Origin of the sequence: Streptomyces melanosporofaciens (genome assembly GCF_900105695.1) — a bacterium.
Classification (GTDB): domain Bacteria; phylum Actinomycetota; class Actinomycetes; order Streptomycetales; family Streptomycetaceae; genus Streptomyces; species Streptomyces antimycoticus.
Map to the genome: position 1 here is coordinate 5,573,952 of NZ_FNST01000002.1, position 18,998 is coordinate 5,592,949.

Below are 18,998 nucleotides of genomic sequence, written 5' to 3' on the forward strand. Positions count from 1 at the left end.
CCCGGGTGCGGGGAGCGTCGTGGCCCGCGATGCGATGGCCGCGCGTGCGTGGCTCACAGCAGTCCCCGTTCACTCAACAGCAACCGCACCTCGGCCGCCGACTCCTGCACGCTGTTCCTGTGGGTTTCGATGCGCAGATCCGGGTCGGCAGGGGCCTCGTAGGGGTCGTCCACACCGGTCAGCCCCGAAATCTCCCCCGCGGCCTGCTTCGCGTACAGCCCCTTCACATCCCGCTCCGAGCACACCTCGACGGACGTGGCGACATGCACCTCCAGATACGGGGTGCCCTCGCGCTGGTGGCGCTTGCGCACCGCCTCGCGGCTGTCCACGTACGGCGCGATGACCGGCACCAGCACCGTGACGCCATGGGAGGCGAGCAGCTCGGCGACGAAGCCGATGCGCTGGACGTTGGTGTGCCGGTCCTCGCGGGAGAAACCGAGCCCCGAGGAGAGGAACTCGCGGATCTCGTCACCGTCGAGCACCTCCACCCGGCGGCCCTCGCCGCGCAGCCGCTCGGCCAGCGCATAGGCGATCGTGGTCTTTCCCGCGCTCGGCAGACCGGTCAGCCACACCGTGGCACCGGTGGTCGTGGGGGCGCTCATCTCGTTCTCCTGGTCGACAGCCATCAGCCGTGCAGCCCGCATTCGGTTTTATTGCTCCCCGCCCAGCGGCCGGACCGAATGTCCTCGCCCTCCAGAACCCGGCGGGTGCAGGGCGCGCAGCCTACCGACGGATAGCCGTCCATCAGCAGGGGGTTGGTCAGCACACCGTGCTCGGCGATGTAGGCGTCGACATCCGCTTGGGTCCAGCGGGCGATCGGGGAGATCTTCACCTTACGGCGACGCGCGTCCCAGCCAACGACCGGGGTGTGGGCGCGTGTTGGCGATTCGTCCCGACGCAATCCCGTGGCCCAGGCGTCATACTCCCGCAACCCCTCCTCAAGGGGCTGGACCTTGCGCAGGGCGCAGCACAGGTCGGGGTCGCGGTCATGCAGCCGGGCACCGTACTCGGCGTCCTGCTCGGCGACCGTCTGACGGGGCGTCAGGGTGATGACGTTGACATCCATCACCGCGGCCACCGCGTCACGGGTGCCGATGGTCTCGGGGAAGTGGTAGCCGGTGTCGAGGAAGACCACATCGACACCGGGGAAGGCGCGGGAGGCGAGATGCGCCACCACCGCGTCCTCCATCGAGGAGGTGACGCAGAAACGCGATCCGAAGGTGTCCGCCGCCCAGCGCAGGATCTCCAGCGCGGGGGCGTCCTCGAGGTCCTGGCCCGCCTTCTCGGCGAGCCCCTCGAGGTCGGTGTGCGCAAGCCGGGTCATATCGCCGTGTCCCCTTCATCGATCGGGTCGCGCCGCAGGCCCTTGGCCAACAGCCCGAGGAACGACAGGCGGAACGCTCGATTGCAGGACGCGCATTCCCACGCGCCGTGCCCCTCCTCGGAGGGACGCAGGTCCTCGTCCCCGCAGTACGGGCAGTAGAACGGCGCGGCACGCTCACTCATTTGAGAGACTCCTCACTGGCCCGTGCCGCCCAGGTGGCGAAGCGCTCGCCGTCCTCGCGCTCCTCCTGGAAGCGGTGCAGCAGCCGCTCCACATAGTCGGGGAGCGCGGCGGCGGTGACCTTCAGCCCGCGCACCTTGCGGCCGAAGCCCGGCTCCAGGCCCAGGGCGCCGCCCAGGTGCACCTGGTAGCCCTCGACCTGCTCGCCGTTGTCGTCCATGACGAGCTGGCCCTTGAGACCGATGTCCGCGACCTGGATACGGGCACAGGCGTTCGGGCAGCCGTTGAGGTTGATGGTGATCGGCTCGTCGAACTCGGGCAGCCGGCGCTCCAGCTCGTCGATGAGCGAGGAGCCGCGCTGCTTGGTCTCGACGATCGCCAGCTTGCAGAACTCGATCCCGGTGCAGGCCATCGTGCCGCGGCGGAACGGGGACGGCTTGACCTGGAGGTCCAGCGCCTCCAGCCCGGCGACCAGCGACTCCACCTGGTCCTCGGTCACATCGAGCACGATCATCTTCTGCTCGACGGTGGTGGTCAGCCGCCCGGAGCCATGCGCCTCGGCCAGGTCGGCGATCTTGGTGAGGGTCGCCCCGTCCACCCGGCCGACGCGCGGCGCGAAGCCCACGTAGTAGCGGCCGTCCTGCTGGCGGTGGACGCCGATGTGGTCCCGCCACCGCTGGACGGGCTCCTCGGGCGCCGGGCCGTCGGACAGCGGGCGCTTGAGGTACTCGTCCTCCAGGACCTGGCGGAACTTCTCCGGGCCCCAGTCGGCGACCAGGAACTTCAGCCGGGCGCGGGTGCGCAGCCGGCGGTAGCCGTAGTCACGGAAGATCGAGGTGACCCCGGCCCAGACCTCGGGGACGTCCTCCAGCGGCACCCAGGCGCCGAGCCGGATGCCGATCTTGGGGTTGGTGGAGAGACCGCCGCCGACCCACAGGTCGAAACCGGGGCCGTGCTCGGGGTGGCGCACCCCGACGAACGCGACGTCGTTGATCTCGTGCACCACATCGAGCACCGGGGACCCGGAGATCGCCGTCTTGAACTTGCGCGGCAGGTTGGAGAACTCCTTGCTGCCGATGTAGCGCCGGTGGATCTCGTCGATGGCGGAGGTGCCGTCGATGATCTCGTCCTCGGCGATCCCGGCGACCGGGGAGCCGACGATCACGCGCGGGGTGTCGCCGCACGCCTCGGTGGTGGACAGCCCGACGGCCTCCAGGCGCTTCCAGATCTCGGGCACGTCCTCGATCCGGATCCAGTGGTACTGGACGTTCTGCCGGTCGGTGATGTCCGCGGTGCCGCGCGCGAACTCCTCCGAGATCTCGCCGACGACCCGGAGTTGCTCGCTGGTCAGCCGGCCGCCGTCGATCCGGACGCGCATCATGAAGTGCTCGTCGTCCAGCTCCTCCGGCTCCAGGATCGCGGTCTTGCCGCCGTCGATCCCGGGCTTGCGCTGGGTGTACAGACCCCACCAGCGCATCCGGCCGCGCAGATCCGCGCCGTCGATGGAGTCGAATCCCCGATGGGCGTAGATCGTCTCAATGCGTGTCCGCACATTGAGACCGTCGTCGTCCTTCTTGGTCTGCTCATTGCCGTTGAGGGGGGTGAAGTGCCCCGCGGCCCACTGGCCTTCGCCGCGGTGGCGTCCGGCCTTGCGGCGGGGCGTAGCGCTTGCGCGTTCCGGGGTGGCAGCCATGGCGGTGTGTGTCCTTCTGAGCGACTCTGGTGCGGCGGGTGGTACGTCGGCGCGCACCGTCTGACCTGCGTGTGCGCAGGCGGGCAGGGAGTACGGCGGTGGCCGGTGCGAGATGCGGCGGGGAGGTGTCGAGGCGTGCGCGCTCGCCCACGTCGTCGGGGGCGGCGAGGGGTGCGGGGGATGCTGTGGTGCTGCCCGGGGCTTCAGAGCCCTGTCGAGGTGCGGGTCAGCCCGCCGGACAGATGGCGCTGGACATGCGGCCGAGGTCGACGTGGCGTCGACTCACCAAGGCAATTCCAGCTCGAGACATGATGGAAGCGTCGCATGGTGGTCTCTGGCGAGTCCACCTTTATCCACTATGCGGACGAATATGTCTCGCATCGCAAGACGCTGTGGTGTTGGTCACTCCTCGTCCGCGGTCTTGACGTCGAAGACACGGAAGCCCCGGCGGCGGTAGTTGTCCAGGGCGTACGGTCCGTCCTTGCTGCAGGTGTGCAGCCACACCCGCTTGGTCGGCACGCGATCCGGCCAGCGCTCGGCCATGTCCCAGGCGCGGGAGGTCCCCCAGGTCAGCAGGTGCCCGCCGATACGGCGGCCCCGGAAGGCGGGCAGCAGACCGAAGTACACGATCTCCACCACGCCCTCGTCCTGGCCCTCCAGCTCGATGTAGCCGGCCGGGGTCCCGCGCTCGTACGCCACCCACGTCTCCACACCGGGCCGGTGCAGGTGCTCCTCCCACGCCTCGCGCGACCACACCAGCCGGTCGGTCCACGACACGTCCGAGCCCACCGAGGTGAAGAGGAAGTGGCTGAACTCGGGGCTCGGCACCTCGGCCCGGGCGATCCGCACCCCCGCCGTGGCGGGCGGCTCCTCCGCCGGGCTGAGATCCGCGGGAGCGGTCTGCTCCAGGTGCCAGGTGGTCACGGTGATGCTCATGGTGGACAGATAACCATGGACGCCGTTGACTCGCCTTGACGGGTATCGCTCAAGCGGGGGAGGGCGGGACGGGGTGTCCGGAACCGGGGATGTGGAGGAGTTCGCCGAGCTGCTGCGCGAGCTCAAGAGCAGGACGAACCGCAGCTACGCGGCGCTGGCGACCCGCAGCGGGGTGAGCGGCTCGGCGCTGCACCGCTACTGCTCGGGGACGAGCGTGCCCGGCGACTACGAGGTGATCGCGCGCTTCGGCAAGGTGTGCGGGGCCGGCACCGAGGAGCTGCTGGAGCTGCACCGGCGCTGGGTCCTGGCCGACGCCGAGCGCAAGCGGGACGTCTCCCGCGCCCCGGCCGCCGTATCCGCTGCTCGCACGGGGCCCGCCACGTCTGCCGTCCCGCCCGTCTCACCGGACGAGACGGAGGCCGGGCCGGATGGCGAGACGGAGGCGGGGGAGCGTGAGCCGGAAGCGGAAGCGGAAGCGGAAGCGGAACCGGGGCCCCTGCCCTCTGCCTCGGACCCGGCCCCGGAACCCGCGTCCGCCCCGCCGCCGTGGCGCCGTCGACCACTGATCGCCGTGCTCGCCCTGGCCGTGGTCTCCGCCGGAGTGGCGGTCGCGCTGTTAGTGGGGAAGGCGCTGACGTCCCCGGACGGCTCGGCCGGGGCCTCCGACGGCCGGCTGCTGCTGTCCTCCCGCTGTCCCGTCGTGGTGAGCATGGGGCAGTCGGACGCGTGTGTGCATGAGCTCCAGTCGCTGCTCGCCCGCGCGGGCGGCGAGCTCGACATAGACGGGGCCTTCGGACCGGCCACCCAGATGCGCGTCGTGGTGTTCCAGCTGCGCAGTGGGCTGACGGCGAACGGATCGGTGGACGAGCGGACGAAGCGGGCGCTCTACGAGAACGAGGGGAAGCCGCTCGACACCTGGACGCCGGAGCGGGTCACCCGGCGCATCCGCGAGGTCTTCACCGAGGACCCCGAGCGCGCGGTCGGCATCGCGGACTGCGCCTCGTACCTCGATCCCCTCTACACCCTGCCCAACGCCAACGCCACCCGGAACTGGGGTGTCTTCCAGCTCTACGACGGCACGCTGCGCAAACTGGGCGGCACCCGGGAGCAGGCGCTGGACCCGGACTGGAACATCCGGGCGGCCCACCGGCTGTGGGCGCTCACCCATGACTTCAGCGCCTGGAAAGCCTGCGACCGCGCCTATCGCGCCGGATCGAAGGGCGACCAGGGCGCCAAGGAGACCAAGGGGAGCTGATCGCCGCCGGGCGCACCGCCCGGGCATCCCATCGGCCATCCCAGCGCCCGCCGTCTCCGCAGGTCGAGGACGGTTTTCGATCCCGCTGTCCCGATTTCCCCGGTGGGCCGCCCGCCCGACCCGGAGGGCTGGGATCGTGCTGCCGCCGTCCCAGACGGCCCACGGATCCGCAGATGAAGGAGACGAAGACGACCATGGCTGTGACCAGCACCCGGATCAGACTCGGCGCCCTGCTCGGCGGCGCGGTCCTCGCCACCACCGGCGTTCTCACCGCCCAGAGCGCGGTGGCCGCCCCCAGCGCCCCCGTGGCCGCCGACGCCCCCTCCGCCGCCGCGGTGACCAAGCTCAGCCACTCCGACGCGGCGAACCGGCTGCGCGGCGCCGGGATCTCCTGGACCTCCAGCGGGGGCTGCTCGGACCGCAACAACCCGACCTGCACCTCGTTCGAGCAGATCAACCTGACCACCGTGCAGGGTGCCATCACCCTGAAGGGGGCCACCGGCTGCGCGCTGACCATCACCGGCGGCACGGAGACCGGGCACGCCTCCGGTACGTACAGCCACTGGAACGGCTACAAGCTGGACTTCAGCCCCACCAGCTGCCTCAGCAACTACATCACCGGCACCTTCACCAACATCGGCCCGCGCCCCGGTGACGGCGCCCAGCAGTACAAGTCCGGCTCGGGCAACGTCTACGCGCGCGAGAGCAACCACTGGGACGTGACCTACTACAACTGCGGAGGCTGCTGACCCGCGGCCGCCACGCTCCCACCGGCCGTCCGGACGGCTGCAACGCGGCGCAACCTTTGCGCATGGCTGTATCCGGCACGGACAGTGGGCCCGGCGGGCGGAGGGTGGTGCCGAGTCGGCGCGGCATCCCCTCCGCCGACGCCTTTGGGGGCGGTTCGGCCTGGTCACCGGATGAGCGGTGGTGAACAGGCCCGATACGGTGAGAAGGTGCAGCCAGCAGAAGAAACACCGAAGCCGTCCGGCCGGCTCCGCAAGGCCCGCGCCCTGTATCGCAATGTGTCCAAGCGCAGGATGGCCTGGCTGCTGCTGAAGGACACCGTCGATTCCTGCATGGAGTACCGGGTCACCGGGCTCGCCGCCGAAGCGGCCTTCTTCACCCTGCTGTCGCTGCCGCCGCTGCTGCTCGGTCTGATCGGGCTGCTCGGCTATTTCGACGCGTGGACCAGCACCGACACGGTGGCCACCATCCGGCACAACATCCTCGACGCCTCCGCGACCGTGCTGTCAGACCGGGGTGTCAAGGAGATCGCCCGGCCGCTGCTGGACGATGTCATCAAGGGCGGCCGCCCGGATGTGATCTCGCTGGGCTTCGCCATCGCCCTGTGGTCCGGCTCCCGCGCGGTGAACGTGTTCGTGGACACCATCACCATTATGTACGGGCTGGAGGGGCGGCGCGGGATCGTCAGGACCCGGCTGCTGTCGTTCCTGCTCTATCTGGTGGCGCTCCTGGTCGGGGCGGTGGCGCTGCCGCTGCTGGTGATCGGTCCTGAGGCGGTGGTGGACCTGCTGCCGTCCAGCGGGGAGCCCGTACGGGTCCTGTACTGGCCCGTGGTGATGGTGCTGTCCATCGCCTTCCTCACCACGCTCTACCACGTGTCCGTGCCGGTGCGCTCGCCGTGGCGGGAGGACATCCCCGGGGCGCTGGTGGCCCTCGCGATGTGGGTGCTGGGCAGCTTTCTGCTGCGGATCTACCTGGTCCATACGGTCGAGGGCCCGACGATCTACGGCTCGCTGGCCGCGCCCGTCGCGGTGCTGCTGTGGATCGGGGTGTCCGCCTTCGCGGTGCTGGTCGGCGCGGCGGTCAACGCCGCGATCGACCGGGTCTGGCCCTCGGTGGCCACGGCCGCCGGGCGTGCCGAGCGCGCCGCCCGTGCCCGGGAGGAGGCGGCCCGGCTGCGGGCGAAGGACCAGCGCACGGCGGACGACGGCGCGGCGGAGATCACCCCGCCGTCGGAGTTCCCCGAGCGCTGGGCCCAGTTCCTGCCGCACGCGGACATACGCTCCCGGCTGCACACCAAGCGCGAGGCGGCGGAGAAGGCCGCCGGGAAGCCGTCGGAGAAGGCCGCCGGGAAGCCGTCGGAGAAGCCCGCCGGGAAGCCGTCGGAGAAGCCCGCCGGGAAGTCCTCGGAGGCGTCGCCCGCGAAGCCCGCGAGTCAGTCTTCCGGGAAGGCGTCCGGGGAGCCCCGACCGCCCCGGCAGGGGCCGAGGCGTCCGGACGTACGGTCCGCGGCGGACGGCGCGGGCGGCGCCCCGGACAGCACCGCTCCCAAGGACACCGGCGCCAAGGACACGGCGGCCATGGACGACACCGCGGCGGACGACGACCACCCGGTGCGCTGACGCGCCCACCCCGCCGGAAGGACGCGCCCACCCCGCCGGAAAATGGCCGCCGGAAAATGGATGGCGCCCTCGCGCGGGGCTGGGCTACGGTTCTCCCGTTCCGTGTTGGCCCGTGGTGCTACGAGTTGAGGAAAGCAGGAGGTGAGGACATTGATGACGGTCACGGTGGCGAGCGCTGCTCGCGTTCAGGAGTTCCTCGTTTCCACCCCTGCGGCCTCCGGCTGACACCTCTTCGGAGGCCGCCCTTCGAAGGGTTTCCTCCGTGTTCAACACTTCCTCTGGTTCCGCGTCTTCGCACGTCCTCACCGCCTATGGCTGGGACGACGGCTGGGCGGACACGTTCGCCCCGTACGCCGCGCAGGACCTGATGCCCGGGCGGGTGCTCCGCGTCGACCGTGGCCTGTGTGATCTCGTCACGCCCCTGGGCACCGTACGGGCGGACACCGAGCTGGTGACGCCGCGCGATCCGATGCGGATCGTGTGCACCGGCGACTGGGCCGCCGTGGACGCCGAGGGCGATCCGGCTTACGTCCGCACGCTGCTGCCGCGCCGTACCGCCCTCGTACGGTCCACCTCGTCGAAGCGCTCGGACGGCCAGGTGCTGGCGGCCAACGCCGACTACGCCGTCATCGCCATCTCCCTCGCCGCCGAGCTCGACCTGGGCCGGGTGGAGCGGTTCACCGCGCTGGCCTGGGAGAGCGGCGCCCAGCCGCTGCTCGTCCTCACCAAGGCCGATCTGGTGCCCGATCCCGACACCCTGGGCCACCTGGTGTCCGACACCGAGATGGCGGCTCCCGGTGTGCGGGTGCTGCCGGTCAGCTCCGCGACGGGGGAGGGGCTGGAGGAGCTCGGCGCCCTGCTCGCCCCCGGCACCTCGGTGCTGCTCGGCCAGTCCGGCGCGGGCAAGTCCACGCTGGCGAACGCGCTGGTGGGCGCGGCCGTCCAGGACGTCCGCGCGATCCGCGACAGCGACGGCAAGGGGCGGCACACCACGACCACCCGCGATCTGCTGCCGCTGCCCTCGGGCGGGGTGCTGATCGACACCCCGGGGCTGCGCGGGGTGGGGATGTGGGACGCCGAGGGCGGTGTCGCCCAGGCGTTCGCCGAGATCGAGGAGCTCGCCGCGCGGTGCCGCTTCCCCGACTGCGCCCACCAGGTCGAGCCGGGGTGCGCGGTGCTCGCCGCGATCGACGACGGCTCGCTGCCGGAGCGGCGGCTGGAGAGCTACCGCAAGCTGCTGCGGGAGAACGAGCGGCTCGCGGCCCGTACGGACGCGCGGCTGCGAGCCGAGATGCGGCGCGACTGGAAGCAGCGGCAGGCGCTCGGCCGCCACATGATGGAGCGCAAGCGCGGACCGATGCGCAAGCCGTAGCGGTCCGTGGGGTCAGCTCACGACCCGGCTCGTGGCACCGGGCACGTCCTCCAGGCCCCAGCTGTACACCCAGCGCGGATGGATCCGGATGACCTCGTCGCTCAAATGGGCGCCGAGGTCATGCGGTCCGATGCGCCGCTCCGCCTCCCCGCGGATCTCCACCCCGCACACCATCCACGGCCGCTCGCTCACCAGGCTGTCGACGACCAGCGCCACCTTCGGATGCGTCCCGGTGTTGCGCCACTTCTTCGTCCTGCCCATGGCCAAGCCGCCGATGTCGAGCGTGCCGTCCTCGTTGAGGAAGAACGCCACCGGGTTCGCCTGCGGCTGGCCGTCCGCGTCCACGGTGGCCAGCCGGCCGATCCGCTGCGATCTGAGGTAGCCGGTCTCGGGTTCCGTGAAAACAGTCATGTGATCACTCTCGCGCGCACTGGCGCGCACCCGCGACCGGTGCGCAGGAGAGGCCGGACCGGCACCACCTGCGCGAAGAGCGCTCGACCGAAACACCGATTCGGGTGGCTGCGCACGGGAACTCGACGCCACGATGACCCTGAGACGGTGATACGGAACGAGAGAGCGAGTTGCGATGAACCAGGCCAGGGACGAGTACGACGTCATCGTGCTGGGCGCGGGCCCGGTCGGCGAGAACGTGGCCGACCGGACCCGCGCGGCCGGGCTCTCCACGGCGATCGTGGAGCGTGAGCTGGTCGGCGGTGAGTGTTCGTACTGGGCCTGCGTCCCCAGTAAGGCGCTGCTGCGCCCGGTGCTCGCCCGGGCCGAGGCACGGCAGGTGCCGGGGCTGCGGCAATCGGTCGGCGGAGCGCTGTCGGCGACCGATGTCTTCGCCCACCGCGACAAGCAGGTCGGCGACTGGAAGGACGACGGTGCGCTCCCCTGGCTGGAGTCGGCCGGCATCGACTTGGTGCGCGGCCACGGCCGGCTGGTCGGGCCGCAGCGGGTCGCGGTGACGTCGCCGGACGGATCCGGCGGCGACGAGCGGATCCTCACCGCCCGGCACGCCGTGGCCGTCTGCACCGGAACCCGGGCCTCGCTGCCCGACCTGCCCGGGATCGCCGACGTCCACCCCTGGACCAGCCGGGAGGCCACCAGCTCCTCCTCGGTGCCGGAGCGGCTGATCATCGTGGGCGGCGGGGTGGTGGCCTGCGAGATGGCCACGGCCTGGAACGGCCTCGGCTCGCGCGTCACCATGCTGGTGCGCGGCTCCGGGCTGCTGGAGCGGATCGAACCGTTCGCGGGCGAGCTGGTGACCGAGACGCTGAGGGAGGCCGGGGCCGAGGTCCGCACCGGTACGTCGGTGAAGAGTCTCGCCCGGCCGGGCGGGGCGGACGGACCGGTCACGGTGACCCTGGAGAGCGGGGAACGGCTCGAGGCGGACGAGGTGCTTTTCGCCACCGGGCGCACCCCGCACACCGATGACCTGGGCCTGGAGACGGTGGGCCTCGAATCGGGTGGCTGGCTGACGGTCGACGAGACCTGCCGGGTGCGGGACGTGCCGGGCGGCTGGCTGTACGGGGTGGGCGACGTCAACCACCGGGCGCTCCTCACCCACCAGGGCAAATACCAGGCGCGGATCGCGGGCGCGGCCATCGGGGCACGCGCGCGGGGTGTCGCGCGGCTGGACACGGACCGCTGGGGCGCATACGCGACCACCGCGGACGAGGCGGCCGTACCGCAGGTCGTCTTCACCGACCCGGAGGTCGCCGCGGTCGGGCTGACCGCGGAGCAGGCCGAGGCCGAGGGCCGCAGCATCCGCGTCGTCGACATCGACATGGGCCAGGTCGAGGGCGCGGTGCTGTACGCGGACGGCTACCGCGGCCAGGCCCGTATGGTCGTCGACCTGGACCGGGGTCATCCGATCGGCGTCACCTTCGTGGGGCCCGGGGTCAGCGAACTGCTCCACTCGGCGACGATCGCCGTGGCGGGCGAGGTCCCCATCGAGCGGCTGTGGCATGCGGTGCCGTCGTTCCCCACGATCAGCGAGGTCTGGCTGCGGCTCCTGGAGGCGTACCGGGGCTGAGCGGGTGTGGGGCGTGGGGGCGTGGGGCCGGGGCTGAGCGCCTCGCCCCGCCTCCCGCCCCTTTTCGGGCTCCGCCCGGCCGCCTCAGGGGCGGGTCCCGGGGGCTTGAGCGGGTCTTGGGCGGGCCTCGTGCCGGTCATCGCGTGGTGTTCCCGTGGAGCCTCCCTGTGGACAATGTGGGGATGAGCCAGCAGGGCGACCGACGCCGTCATGAGGACGACTGGTGGGGCGAGTTGTACGACCCACGGCGTGCCGACGCGGGGCCCGCTGCGGCCTCGGACTCCGTGGACGACCGGTTCGATTCGGCCTCCCGCACGCTCGCCGGCGCCGGGGACGCCGGTGCCCAGAGACCGGCCGCGGGCGCCCCCTGGGGCCCGCGGACGGGGGAACCGGGCGACGCCGCCCCGGGCCCTGACGCCGACCCGGGAGGTGGCCCGCAGGGGTGGCGATCTCCCGCCGACGAGGGGCCCGGTGCCGCATCGCCTTTCCGGGGAGGGGCGGGGCCTGGTCCCGCGCGCGGGGGCGATGCGGGTTCCGGTGCAACCCCGCCCTCCCAGGGCGGCGCGGGTTCCGGCGCCGCAACGCAGGGTGGCAACGCGGGTTCCGGTGGGGCGGGACGTACGGGCTCGGGTGCCGCTTGGGGCGGCGCGGGCTCGGGGTCCGCGCGGGGCGACGAGGGCCCCGGCGCCGCATTGCCCTCCCAGGGCCGCGCGGAAGCCGGTGCCTCACAGGGTGACGCGGGTTCAGGGGACGGACCCGGACGCGCGGGCCCGGGGAAGGCACCCGGGCGCTCCGGCCCGGGAGGCGCAGCCGACCGCACCGGTTCAGGAGACGCGCCCGGACGCTCCGGTCCGGGGAGCGCGCCCGGGCGTGCGGGGGCTTCCGTCCCGCCGCCCTCGCCGCCTCCACGTGACGCCCGGCCGCCCGCTCCGCCCCGGCCCACCACCCCGCACGCCGACCCCTCCCGGCCCTGGCGGGCCTCCGCGGCGTCGTACGTCGGCGACGAGCCGCCCACGTACGAGGCCGAGCCGACCACGCTTCCCGTCGTCGACCCCGAGGAACTCCGGGACCTGGTCCCCGACACCGTGCTGGAGGGCGCCCGCTACGGCACGCTGACGCTCCGGGCGGCCTCGCTGCGCGGCGGCTCGGCCCGCTATCGAGGCGAGCCGCGGCGCGACGCGCTGCTCGCGGTGCGGTTCGGGATCGGGGACAGCGCCCTCGTCCTGGTGGCCGTGGCGAGCGGGCAGCCCGCGGCCCCGGGGGCGCACCGGGTGGCACGCGAGCTGTGCGAGTGGATCGCCGCGGCGGTCGGCCGCAATCAGGCCCGCCTGACGGAGGACATCCACACCGCCAACCGCGGCGCGCTCAGCTCCGGGCTGCACCGGCTCACCGACCGTGCCTACGGGCGGCTGCGCGCCGGCGCGACCGTACGCGGCCTCGCTCCCGCCGACCACACCGCGTCGGTGCGCTGTCTGCTGCTCCCGGCGCACCCGGCCTGCCGTACCCGGGTGTTCTTCGGCGTCGGCGACGGCGGGCTGTTCCGGCTGCGGGACGGCGTCTGGCAGGACCTGGAACCGGCCGGGGGCGAGCGGGACACCGTGGGCGGCCCCGTCCTCGGCTACGGCGGCGGCCGCCCACCCGCCCGGCACCCATCTCGACCACCTCAACCGCCTCAACCGCCGTATGCGCAGGCCGACCCCTCATCCGCGGCGCCCGGCTCCGATCCCGCCCCCGCCCACGGCCCCTTCCGTTTTCGCGCCTCCGTCGCCCGACCGGGCGACACGCTTCTGCTGTGCAGCGCGGGCCTCGCCGAACCCCTGCGCGGCGAGGCCGCCCTCGCCGATCGCTTGGCCGAACGCTGGGACACCGCGGAGGCGCCGGGCCTCGCCGCGTTCCTCGCCGACGCCCAGACCGGGGTGAAGGGATACGCCGACGACCGTACGGCGGCCGCCGTCTGGGAGGCGTAAGCGCGCCGTCCATGGGTTGATGGACGAAAGGTGACCCGGACGAGCGTCACCGATCCCGCCGACCCGGGACGAAAGGGATGAGGGCGCGCGATGGCCAAGCAGACCGTGGCGGAGCAGTACGTGGACATCCTGGTGCGCGCCGGCGTGCGGCGGATGTACGGAGTGGTCGGCGACAGCCTCAACCCCGTGGTGGACGCGATCCGCCGCAACGCCGCGATCGACTGGATCCAGGTGCGGCACGAGGAGACCGCCGCCTTCGCCGCCGGTGCCGAGGCGCAGCTCACCGGGTCCCTCGCCGCCTGCGCGGGCTCCTGCGGCCCCGGGCATGTCCATCTGCTCAACGGGCTCTACGACGCCCACCGCTCCATGGCCCCGGTCATCGCCCTCGCCTCGCACATCCCCAGCAGCGAGATCGGCACCAGCTATTTCCAGGAGACCCATCCCGAGAGGCTGTTCCAGGAGTGCAGCGACTACTGCGAGATGATCTCCAACCCCCAGCAGATGCCGCGTGTGCTGCAGACGGCCGTTCAGCACGCGATCGGCCGCAGCGGGGTCAGCGTGGTCGCCCTCCCCGGCGACATCGCCGCCCGCCCGGCGCCCGAGCGCGCCGAGGAGCACGCCCTGGTGACCTCCCGGCCGACGGTGCGCCCGGGCGACGCGGAGATCGACCGGCTCGCCCGTATGGTCAACGAGGCGCAGCGGGTGACGCTCTTCTGCGGCCGGGGCTGCGCCGGGGCGCACGATGAGGTGATGGCCTTCGCCGAACTGGTGAAGGCGCCGGTGGGGCACGCCCTGCGCGGCAAGGAGTGGATCCAGTACGACAACCCGTACGACGTCGGCATGAGCGGTCTGCTCGGCTACGGCGCGGCGTACGAGGCCACCCACGAATGCGATCTGCTGATCCTGCTGGGCACCGACTTCCCGTACGGCGCCTTCCTGCCCGACGATGTGCGGACCGTGCAGGTGGACGTCCGCGCCGAGCATCTGGGCCGCCGCTCCAAGCTGGACCTGGCCGTCTGGGGCGACGTCCGCGAGACGCTGGGCTGTCTGACGCCGAAGGTGCGCCCGAAGACCGACCGCCGCTTCCTCGACCGGATGCTGAAGAAGCACGCCGACGCGCTGGAGGGCGTGGTCAAGGCGTACACCCGCAGGGTCGACAAGCACATCCCGATCCACCCGGAGTACGTGGCCTCGGTGCTGGACGAGGAGGCCGCCGACGATGCGATCTTCACCGTGGACACCGGGATGTGCAATGTGTGGGCCGCGCGCTATCTGTCCCCCAACGGCCGCCGCCGGGTGATCGGCTCGTTCACCCATGGCTCGATGGCCAACGCGCTGCCGCAGGCGATCGGCGCCCAGTTCCTGGACCGCCGCCGCCAGGTGGTCTCGATGTCCGGCGACGGCGGATTCACCATGCTGATGGGCGACTTCCTCACCCTCGTCCAGTACGACCTGCCGGTGAAGGTGATCCTCTTCAACAACTCGGCGCTGGGCATGGTCGAGTTGGAGATGCTGGTCTCGGGCCTGCCCGCACACGGCACCGGCTACCACAACCCCGACTTCGCCCAGATCGCCCGCGCCGCCGGGGCGTACGGCGAGCGGGTGGAGAAGCCCAAGCAGCTGCGGTCAGCGCTGCGCGCCGCACTGCGCCACAAGGGGCCCGCGCTTCTGGACATCGTCACGGACCCCAACGCGCTGTCCATCCCGCCCAAGATCAAGGCGGAGATGGTGACCGGCTTCGCGCTCTCGGCCAGCAAGATGGTGCTGGAAGGGGGCGTCGGCAGGATGGTCCAGATGGCCCGCTCGAACCTCCGCAACGTGCCGCGCCCCTGATCGAAACCGCAGTCCGTGGGCCGGGCGGGCGGTCAGTTGCTCACTGACCGCCGCCCGGCCCGCGGCCCCGGCGTCAGCCCCTCACCGCACCGGCCGCAGTCGCAGCGTGAGGATCTGGTGCGGGCGCAGGGCCAGGGTCAGCCCGCCCGGGCCCGTGGCCGCCTCGTGCAGCGGACGCTCCAGCAGGTCCGTCACCTCCGCCCCGAGCACCGGGAAGCCGGTGACCAGCGTGCCCGCCGCCCGGCCGCCGTGGGACTCGTACAGCCGCACCACCACGTCGCCGCTGCGGTCCTCGGCGAGCTTGACCGACTCGACCGTGATCGCGGGGTTGTCCACCGACACCAGCGGCGCCCGTTCGGCCGGTCCGGCGGGCAGGGCGCGCAGCGGCAGGTTGAGGGCGAGCCCCTCGGCCACCGCCTCGGCGACACCCGCGCCCGGCAGCAGGGCGTAGCGGAAGCGGTGGACGCCCAGGTCGGTCTCCGGGTCGGGGCTGTGCGGGGCGCGCAGCAGGGTGAGCCGCACGGTGGTGCCCAGCACCTCGCCCTCGTCCGTGTCGTGCGCCGTACGGGTCACATCGTGGCCGTACGTCGAGTCGTTGAGCACCGCCGCCCCGTAGCCGGGCTCGGCGACCCGCAGCCAGCGGTGCGCGCAGATCTCGAACCGGGCCGCGTCCCAACTGGTGTTGGTGTGGGTGGCACGGTCCACATGGCCGAACTGGATCTCCGCGGTGGACACCTGGGCGTGGATGTCCAGCGGGAACGCCGCCTTGAGGACCTTCTCCGACTCCTGCCAGTCCACCTCCGTGGCGATGTCCAGGCGCCGGTCGCCCGCGGCCAGCGTCAGCTCCTGGGTGATGCGCGAGGCGCCGAAGGACCGTATGACCCGGACCGTGGCCCGCAGCGGACCGGACTCGATCAGCTCGACGGACTCGGCGTCGGTCAGATCGGTGTGGCTGCGGCGGTAGTGCCGGTCGATGTCCCAGGCGTCCCAGTGGTTGGGGTGGTCGGGGTGGAGCTGGAGGAGGTTGCCGCGGGCGCCGGGGGCCAGCACCTCACGGCTCGCGTCCAGATCCAGCACCGAGGTGAGCAGCCCCTCGGCGTCGATGGTCACCCGCAGCCGGTCGTTGTCGAGGACGATGGACTGACCGTCGCTCAGCGCGGTCACCGGCGGTGCCCCATGGGGCGCGCCGCTGGCGGCGGCTGGCGCCTGCGGGGCTGCGCCCAAGGGCGCCGCGCCCAGTCCGGCGACCCGCACCGCGACCGCCGTACGGCCGTCGCCCAGCGGCTGGACCGGGGCCCCGGACGGCAGGGCGGCCGCCGTCCGCGCGTCCAGGACGGCGATCTCCTCGCGCTCGTACGGCGAGGCGTTGAGCACGGCGGGCGCGTCGCCGCCCAGCGCCGCCACCGCCGCCGCGACGATCCCTTCCAGCTCGGCGCGCGCCCGCTCATAGCTGTCCCGCGCCTCGCGGTGCACCCAGGCGATCGACGAGCCGGGCAGGATGTCGTGGAACTGATGCAGCAGCACCGTCTTCCAGATCCGGTCCAGGTCGTCGTACGGATAGGCGTAGCCGGGCGCGTGCAGCGCGGCGGCCGTGGCCCACAGCTCGGCCTCCCGCAGCAGATGCTCACTGCGCCGGTTGCCCTGCTTGGTCTTGGCCTGGGTGGTGTACGTGGCCCGGTGCAGCTCCAGATACAGCTCGCCCGACCACACCGGCGCCTTGGCCCCGTACTCCCGCTCGGCCTCCGTGAAGAACGCCGAAGGTGGCTGGATCTCGACGGTCGGCGAGCCCTCCAGGGAGGCGAGCCGCCGCGCCTTCTCCATCATCTCGCGGGTCGGGCCGCCACCGCCGTCGCCGTAGCCGAAGGGCACCAGCGAGCGGGTCGCCAGCCCCTTGTCGGCGAAGTTCCGCTCGGCGTGGGCGAGTTCGGAGGCGCTGAACTGGGCGTTGTAGGTGTCCACCGGCGGGAAGTGGGTGAAGACCCGGGTGCCGTCGATGCCCTCCCACCAGAAGGTGTGGTGCGGCATCTTGTTGATCTGGTTCCACGACAGCTTCTGGGTGAGGAACCACTTCACCCCCGCCAGCTTGGCGAGCTGCGGGAAGGCGGCCGTGTAGCCGAAGGAGTCCGGCAGCCAGATCTCCTCGGTGTCCACCCCCAGCTCCTCCAGGAAGAACCGCTTGCCGTGCACGATCTGCCGGGCCAGCGCCTCGCCGCCGGGCATATTGGCGTCCGACTCGACCCACATCGAGCCCACCGGCGCCCAGGTGCCGTCCGCCACCGCCTTCTTGATCCGCTCCCAGATATGCGGCTGGTGTTCCTTGACCCAGGCGTACTGCTGCGCCTGCGAGCAGGCGAAGACCAGCTCCGGATACTCGCCCGCGAGCGCGGTGACATTGGCGAAGGTGCGGGACGCCTTGCGCACCGTCTCGCGCAGTGGCCACAGCCACGCCGAGTCGATATGGGCGTGCCCGGCCGCCGAAACCCGGTGCGCGCTGGAGTGCGCGGGACGGCCGAGCGCGTCGGTCAGCTCGGCGCGGGCGGCGGCCGCGGTGCCGGGGACATCGTGCAGATCGAGCGCGTCCAGCGCGTTCTCCAGGGCGCGCAGGATCTCATGGCGGCGCGGCCGGTCCGCCGGCAGCTCGCGCATCAGCTCCGACAGCACCTCGATGTCCAGGATCAGATGCCAGACGGTCTCGTCGAGGACGGCCAGCTCCGCCGAGGCGAAGCGGTACAGCGGCTCGTCCCCGGCGGTCAGCACATCGCCGAGCCGGGTCGGGATGAAGCCGTCGCGCAGCACGGACGGGTTGGCCGCCGCCTCCAGCAGCAGCCGTACGGGCTCGCCGCCGGCCGCGGGGGCCGCGACCGGGATGTGGCGGTTGCGCGGATGGATGCCCTTGATCGGCACGCCCTCCGCGTCGTACACCAGCCCCTCGGCCTGGAACCCCGGGGCGTCGTCGGTGAAGCCCGGGTCGATCACGGCCTCCACCCGCCGCCCCGCCCACTCCGGGGGCACGCTGCCCTCCAGCCGGAACCACCAGGTCGACCACGGACTGCCCCAGTCCGTGCCGGTGGTGAACGGCTCGTAGGTGCCGCTCAGCGCCTCCGCGACCGGCACCGGCTCACCGGGGGTGCGCCACGCGGAGAGGGTCAGCGGCACCCGGGCCGTGTACTGGGCGGGCCTGATGAACTGGCGCAGCGCGCGGTCCAGGCGGCCCTCCACCAATGGTCGGTCGTCGTGCATCACGGCTCCTCGGCTCGAGCTCGGTGGATCACTCAGCGGATCACTCCCAGCATTTCCCTCGGTGTGTGGATGGCAACACCCGGGCATGCATTTCCGTGAGCGCGTTCGACGACATTCGACGCTGGCCGCCGCCTCGGGGCGGCCGGGGCGGGGGAGGATGAAGCGTCAGCCTGTACGGCCGGGCCGGATGCCCGGGCACGGTCGGCCGGATGCGAGACCGAAGGCCGCGGAGGCCGCGGAGGCTGTTCCGGTGGAGCGTGGCCCGGTCCTGACCAAACGATTGGCGCACGACGATCTCGCGGTGGTGGCGCAGGTCCGCGCGGAGCTGCGGGAGATGCTGCGGCACTGGGGCGGGCCCGGCCGGGCCGATCTCGCCGAGCTGCTCACCAGCGAGCTGGTGACCAACGCACTGGTGCACACCGGCCGTGGCGCACAGATCACGGCCTCGCTGGGGGACGGACCGGGCGCGCGCGTCACCGGACGATTACGGGTGGAGGTGCGGGATTTCGTGTCCCGGCACCCGACGCTGCGCGACCGGCCCGCGGAGGACAGCACATCCGGGCGCGGACTGCTGCTGGTGCATACGCTCGCGGACGCCTGGGGCGTGCGGACGCACGGAGTGGGCAAGGTCTTGTGGTTCGAACTCGAAGCGGAAGGCGTTCCGTAGCCGCGCTCCGCGGCGCGTTGGGCGTGCGACGCGTTGGGGACGTGCGACGTGTGGCGCGTTGCGCGTGGGGTTACGGAGCCGCCGAGCGGCGGGCGGGGACCCGCGTCCCCGCCCCGGCCGCCCG

At 72.4% G+C, this 18,998-nt stretch carries 16 protein-coding genes; 8 read left to right on the forward strand and 8 right to left on the reverse strand.

The window, feature by feature from the left end:
* Nucleotides 1-53 precede the first annotated feature (53 nt).
* The 6 genes from cysC to BLV72_RS26950 form a co-directional block, all read right to left on the reverse strand.
* Nucleotides 54-644, reverse strand: a complete 591-nt coding sequence (gene cysC, locus BLV72_RS26930; RefSeq protein ID WP_208522971.1) for an adenylyl-sulfate kinase — start codon at nt 642-644, stop codon at nt 54-56.
* On the reverse strand, nt 626-1,324 hold the full coding sequence (locus BLV72_RS26935; RefSeq protein WP_093465421.1) for a phosphoadenylyl-sulfate reductase: 699 nt from the start codon (nt 1,322-1,324) through the stop codon (nt 626-628). Before BLV72_RS26935 ends, cysC begins: the two co-directional genes overlap by 19 nt.
* On the reverse strand, nt 1,321-1,506 hold the full coding sequence (locus BLV72_RS26940) for a hypothetical protein (RefSeq protein ID WP_014055605.1): 186 nt from the start codon (nt 1,504-1,506) through the stop codon (nt 1,321-1,323). Before BLV72_RS26940 ends, BLV72_RS26935 begins: the two co-directional genes overlap by 4 nt.
* The gene (locus BLV72_RS26945; protein ID WP_093465422.1) at nt 1,503-3,197 is read right to left on the reverse strand and encodes a nitrite/sulfite reductase; all 1,695 of its coding nucleotides are present in this window, start codon (nt 3,195-3,197) and stop codon (nt 1,503-1,505) included. The genes BLV72_RS26940 and BLV72_RS26945 overlap by 4 nt, the downstream gene beginning before the upstream one ends.
* Before the next feature lie 226 nt (nt 3,198-3,423).
* Nucleotides 3,424-3,507, reverse strand: a complete 84-nt coding sequence (locus tag BLV72_RS51555; protein ID WP_309471194.1) for a putative leader peptide — start codon at nt 3,505-3,507, stop codon at nt 3,424-3,426.
* Between the two features lie 92 nt (nt 3,508-3,599).
* Entirely contained in the window at nt 3,600-4,133 is a 534-nt protein-coding gene (locus BLV72_RS26950) for a GNAT family N-acetyltransferase (protein ID WP_093465424.1), read from the reverse strand.
* 73 nt (nt 4,134-4,206) lie between these two features.
* Between BLV72_RS26950 and BLV72_RS26955 the strand changes: the two genes are divergently transcribed.
* The 4 genes from BLV72_RS26955 (at nt 4,207) to rsgA (ending at nt 9,129) form a co-directional block, all read left to right on the forward strand.
* The gene (locus tag BLV72_RS26955; RefSeq protein WP_244320978.1) at nt 4,207-5,388 is read left to right on the forward strand and encodes a helix-turn-helix domain-containing protein; all 1,182 of its coding nucleotides are present in this window, start codon (nt 4,207-4,209) and stop codon (nt 5,386-5,388) included.
* 194 nt (nt 5,389-5,582) lie between these two features.
* Nucleotides 5,583-6,137: a hypothetical protein gene (locus tag BLV72_RS26960; protein ID WP_244320980.1), complete on the forward strand. Its 555-nt coding sequence runs from the start codon at nt 5,583-5,585 to the stop codon at nt 6,135-6,137.
* A 207-nt stretch (nt 6,138-6,344) separates the two neighbouring features.
* The gene (locus BLV72_RS26965; protein WP_244320982.1) at nt 6,345-7,757 is read left to right on the forward strand and encodes a YihY/virulence factor BrkB family protein; all 1,413 of its coding nucleotides are present in this window, start codon (nt 6,345-6,347) and stop codon (nt 7,755-7,757) included.
* A gap of 262 nt (nt 7,758-8,019) precedes the next feature.
* Nucleotides 8,020-9,129 (forward strand): ribosome small subunit-dependent GTPase A, encoded by a 1,110-nt coding sequence (rsgA, locus tag BLV72_RS26970; protein ID WP_093465427.1) that lies wholly within the window; start codon nt 8,020-8,022, stop codon nt 9,127-9,129.
* Nucleotides 9,130-9,141: 12 nt separating this feature from the next.
* Here the strand turns inward: rsgA and BLV72_RS26975 are convergent, their stop codons facing one another.
* Complete coding sequence (locus tag BLV72_RS26975) at nt 9,142-9,540, reverse strand: PPOX class F420-dependent oxidoreductase (protein ID WP_093465428.1); 399 nt, start codon at nt 9,538-9,540, stop codon at nt 9,142-9,144.
* 175 nt (nt 9,541-9,715) lie between these two features.
* On the opposite strand from BLV72_RS26975, the gene BLV72_RS26980 reads away from it, so the two are divergent.
* The 3 genes from BLV72_RS26980 (at nt 9,716) to BLV72_RS26990 (ending at nt 14,967) form a co-directional block, all read left to right on the forward strand.
* Nucleotides 9,716-11,167 carry a dihydrolipoyl dehydrogenase family protein gene (locus tag BLV72_RS26980; protein ID WP_093465429.1) on the forward strand — a complete coding sequence of 484 codons (1,452 nt, stop codon included), beginning with the start codon at nt 9,716-9,718 and terminating at the stop codon, nt 11,165-11,167.
* Between the two features lie 692 nt (nt 11,168-11,859).
* Nucleotides 11,860-13,134 carry a protein phosphatase 2C domain-containing protein gene (locus BLV72_RS26985; RefSeq protein WP_425288399.1) on the forward strand — a complete coding sequence of 425 codons (1,275 nt, stop codon included), beginning with the start codon at nt 11,860-11,862 and terminating at the stop codon, nt 13,132-13,134.
* A 90-nt stretch (nt 13,135-13,224) separates the two neighbouring features.
* Nucleotides 13,225-14,967 carry a pyruvate dehydrogenase gene (locus BLV72_RS26990; protein ID WP_093465431.1) on the forward strand — a complete coding sequence of 581 codons (1,743 nt, stop codon included), beginning with the start codon at nt 13,225-13,227 and terminating at the stop codon, nt 14,965-14,967.
* A gap of 81 nt (nt 14,968-15,048) precedes the next feature.
* Here BLV72_RS26990 and BLV72_RS26995 read toward each other — a convergent pair whose 3' ends face one another.
* A complete protein-coding gene (locus BLV72_RS26995; protein WP_093465433.1) occupies nt 15,049-18,207 on the reverse strand; it encodes an alpha-mannosidase in 3,159 nt (1,052 codons plus the stop codon).
* Nucleotides 18,208-18,457: 250 nt separating this feature from the next.
* Between BLV72_RS26995 and BLV72_RS27000 the strand changes: the two genes are divergently transcribed.
* Complete coding sequence (locus BLV72_RS27000; protein WP_093465434.1) at nt 18,458-18,874, forward strand: ATP-binding protein; 417 nt, start codon at nt 18,458-18,460, stop codon at nt 18,872-18,874.
* The last annotated feature ends 124 nt before the right edge of the window (nt 18,875-18,998 follow it).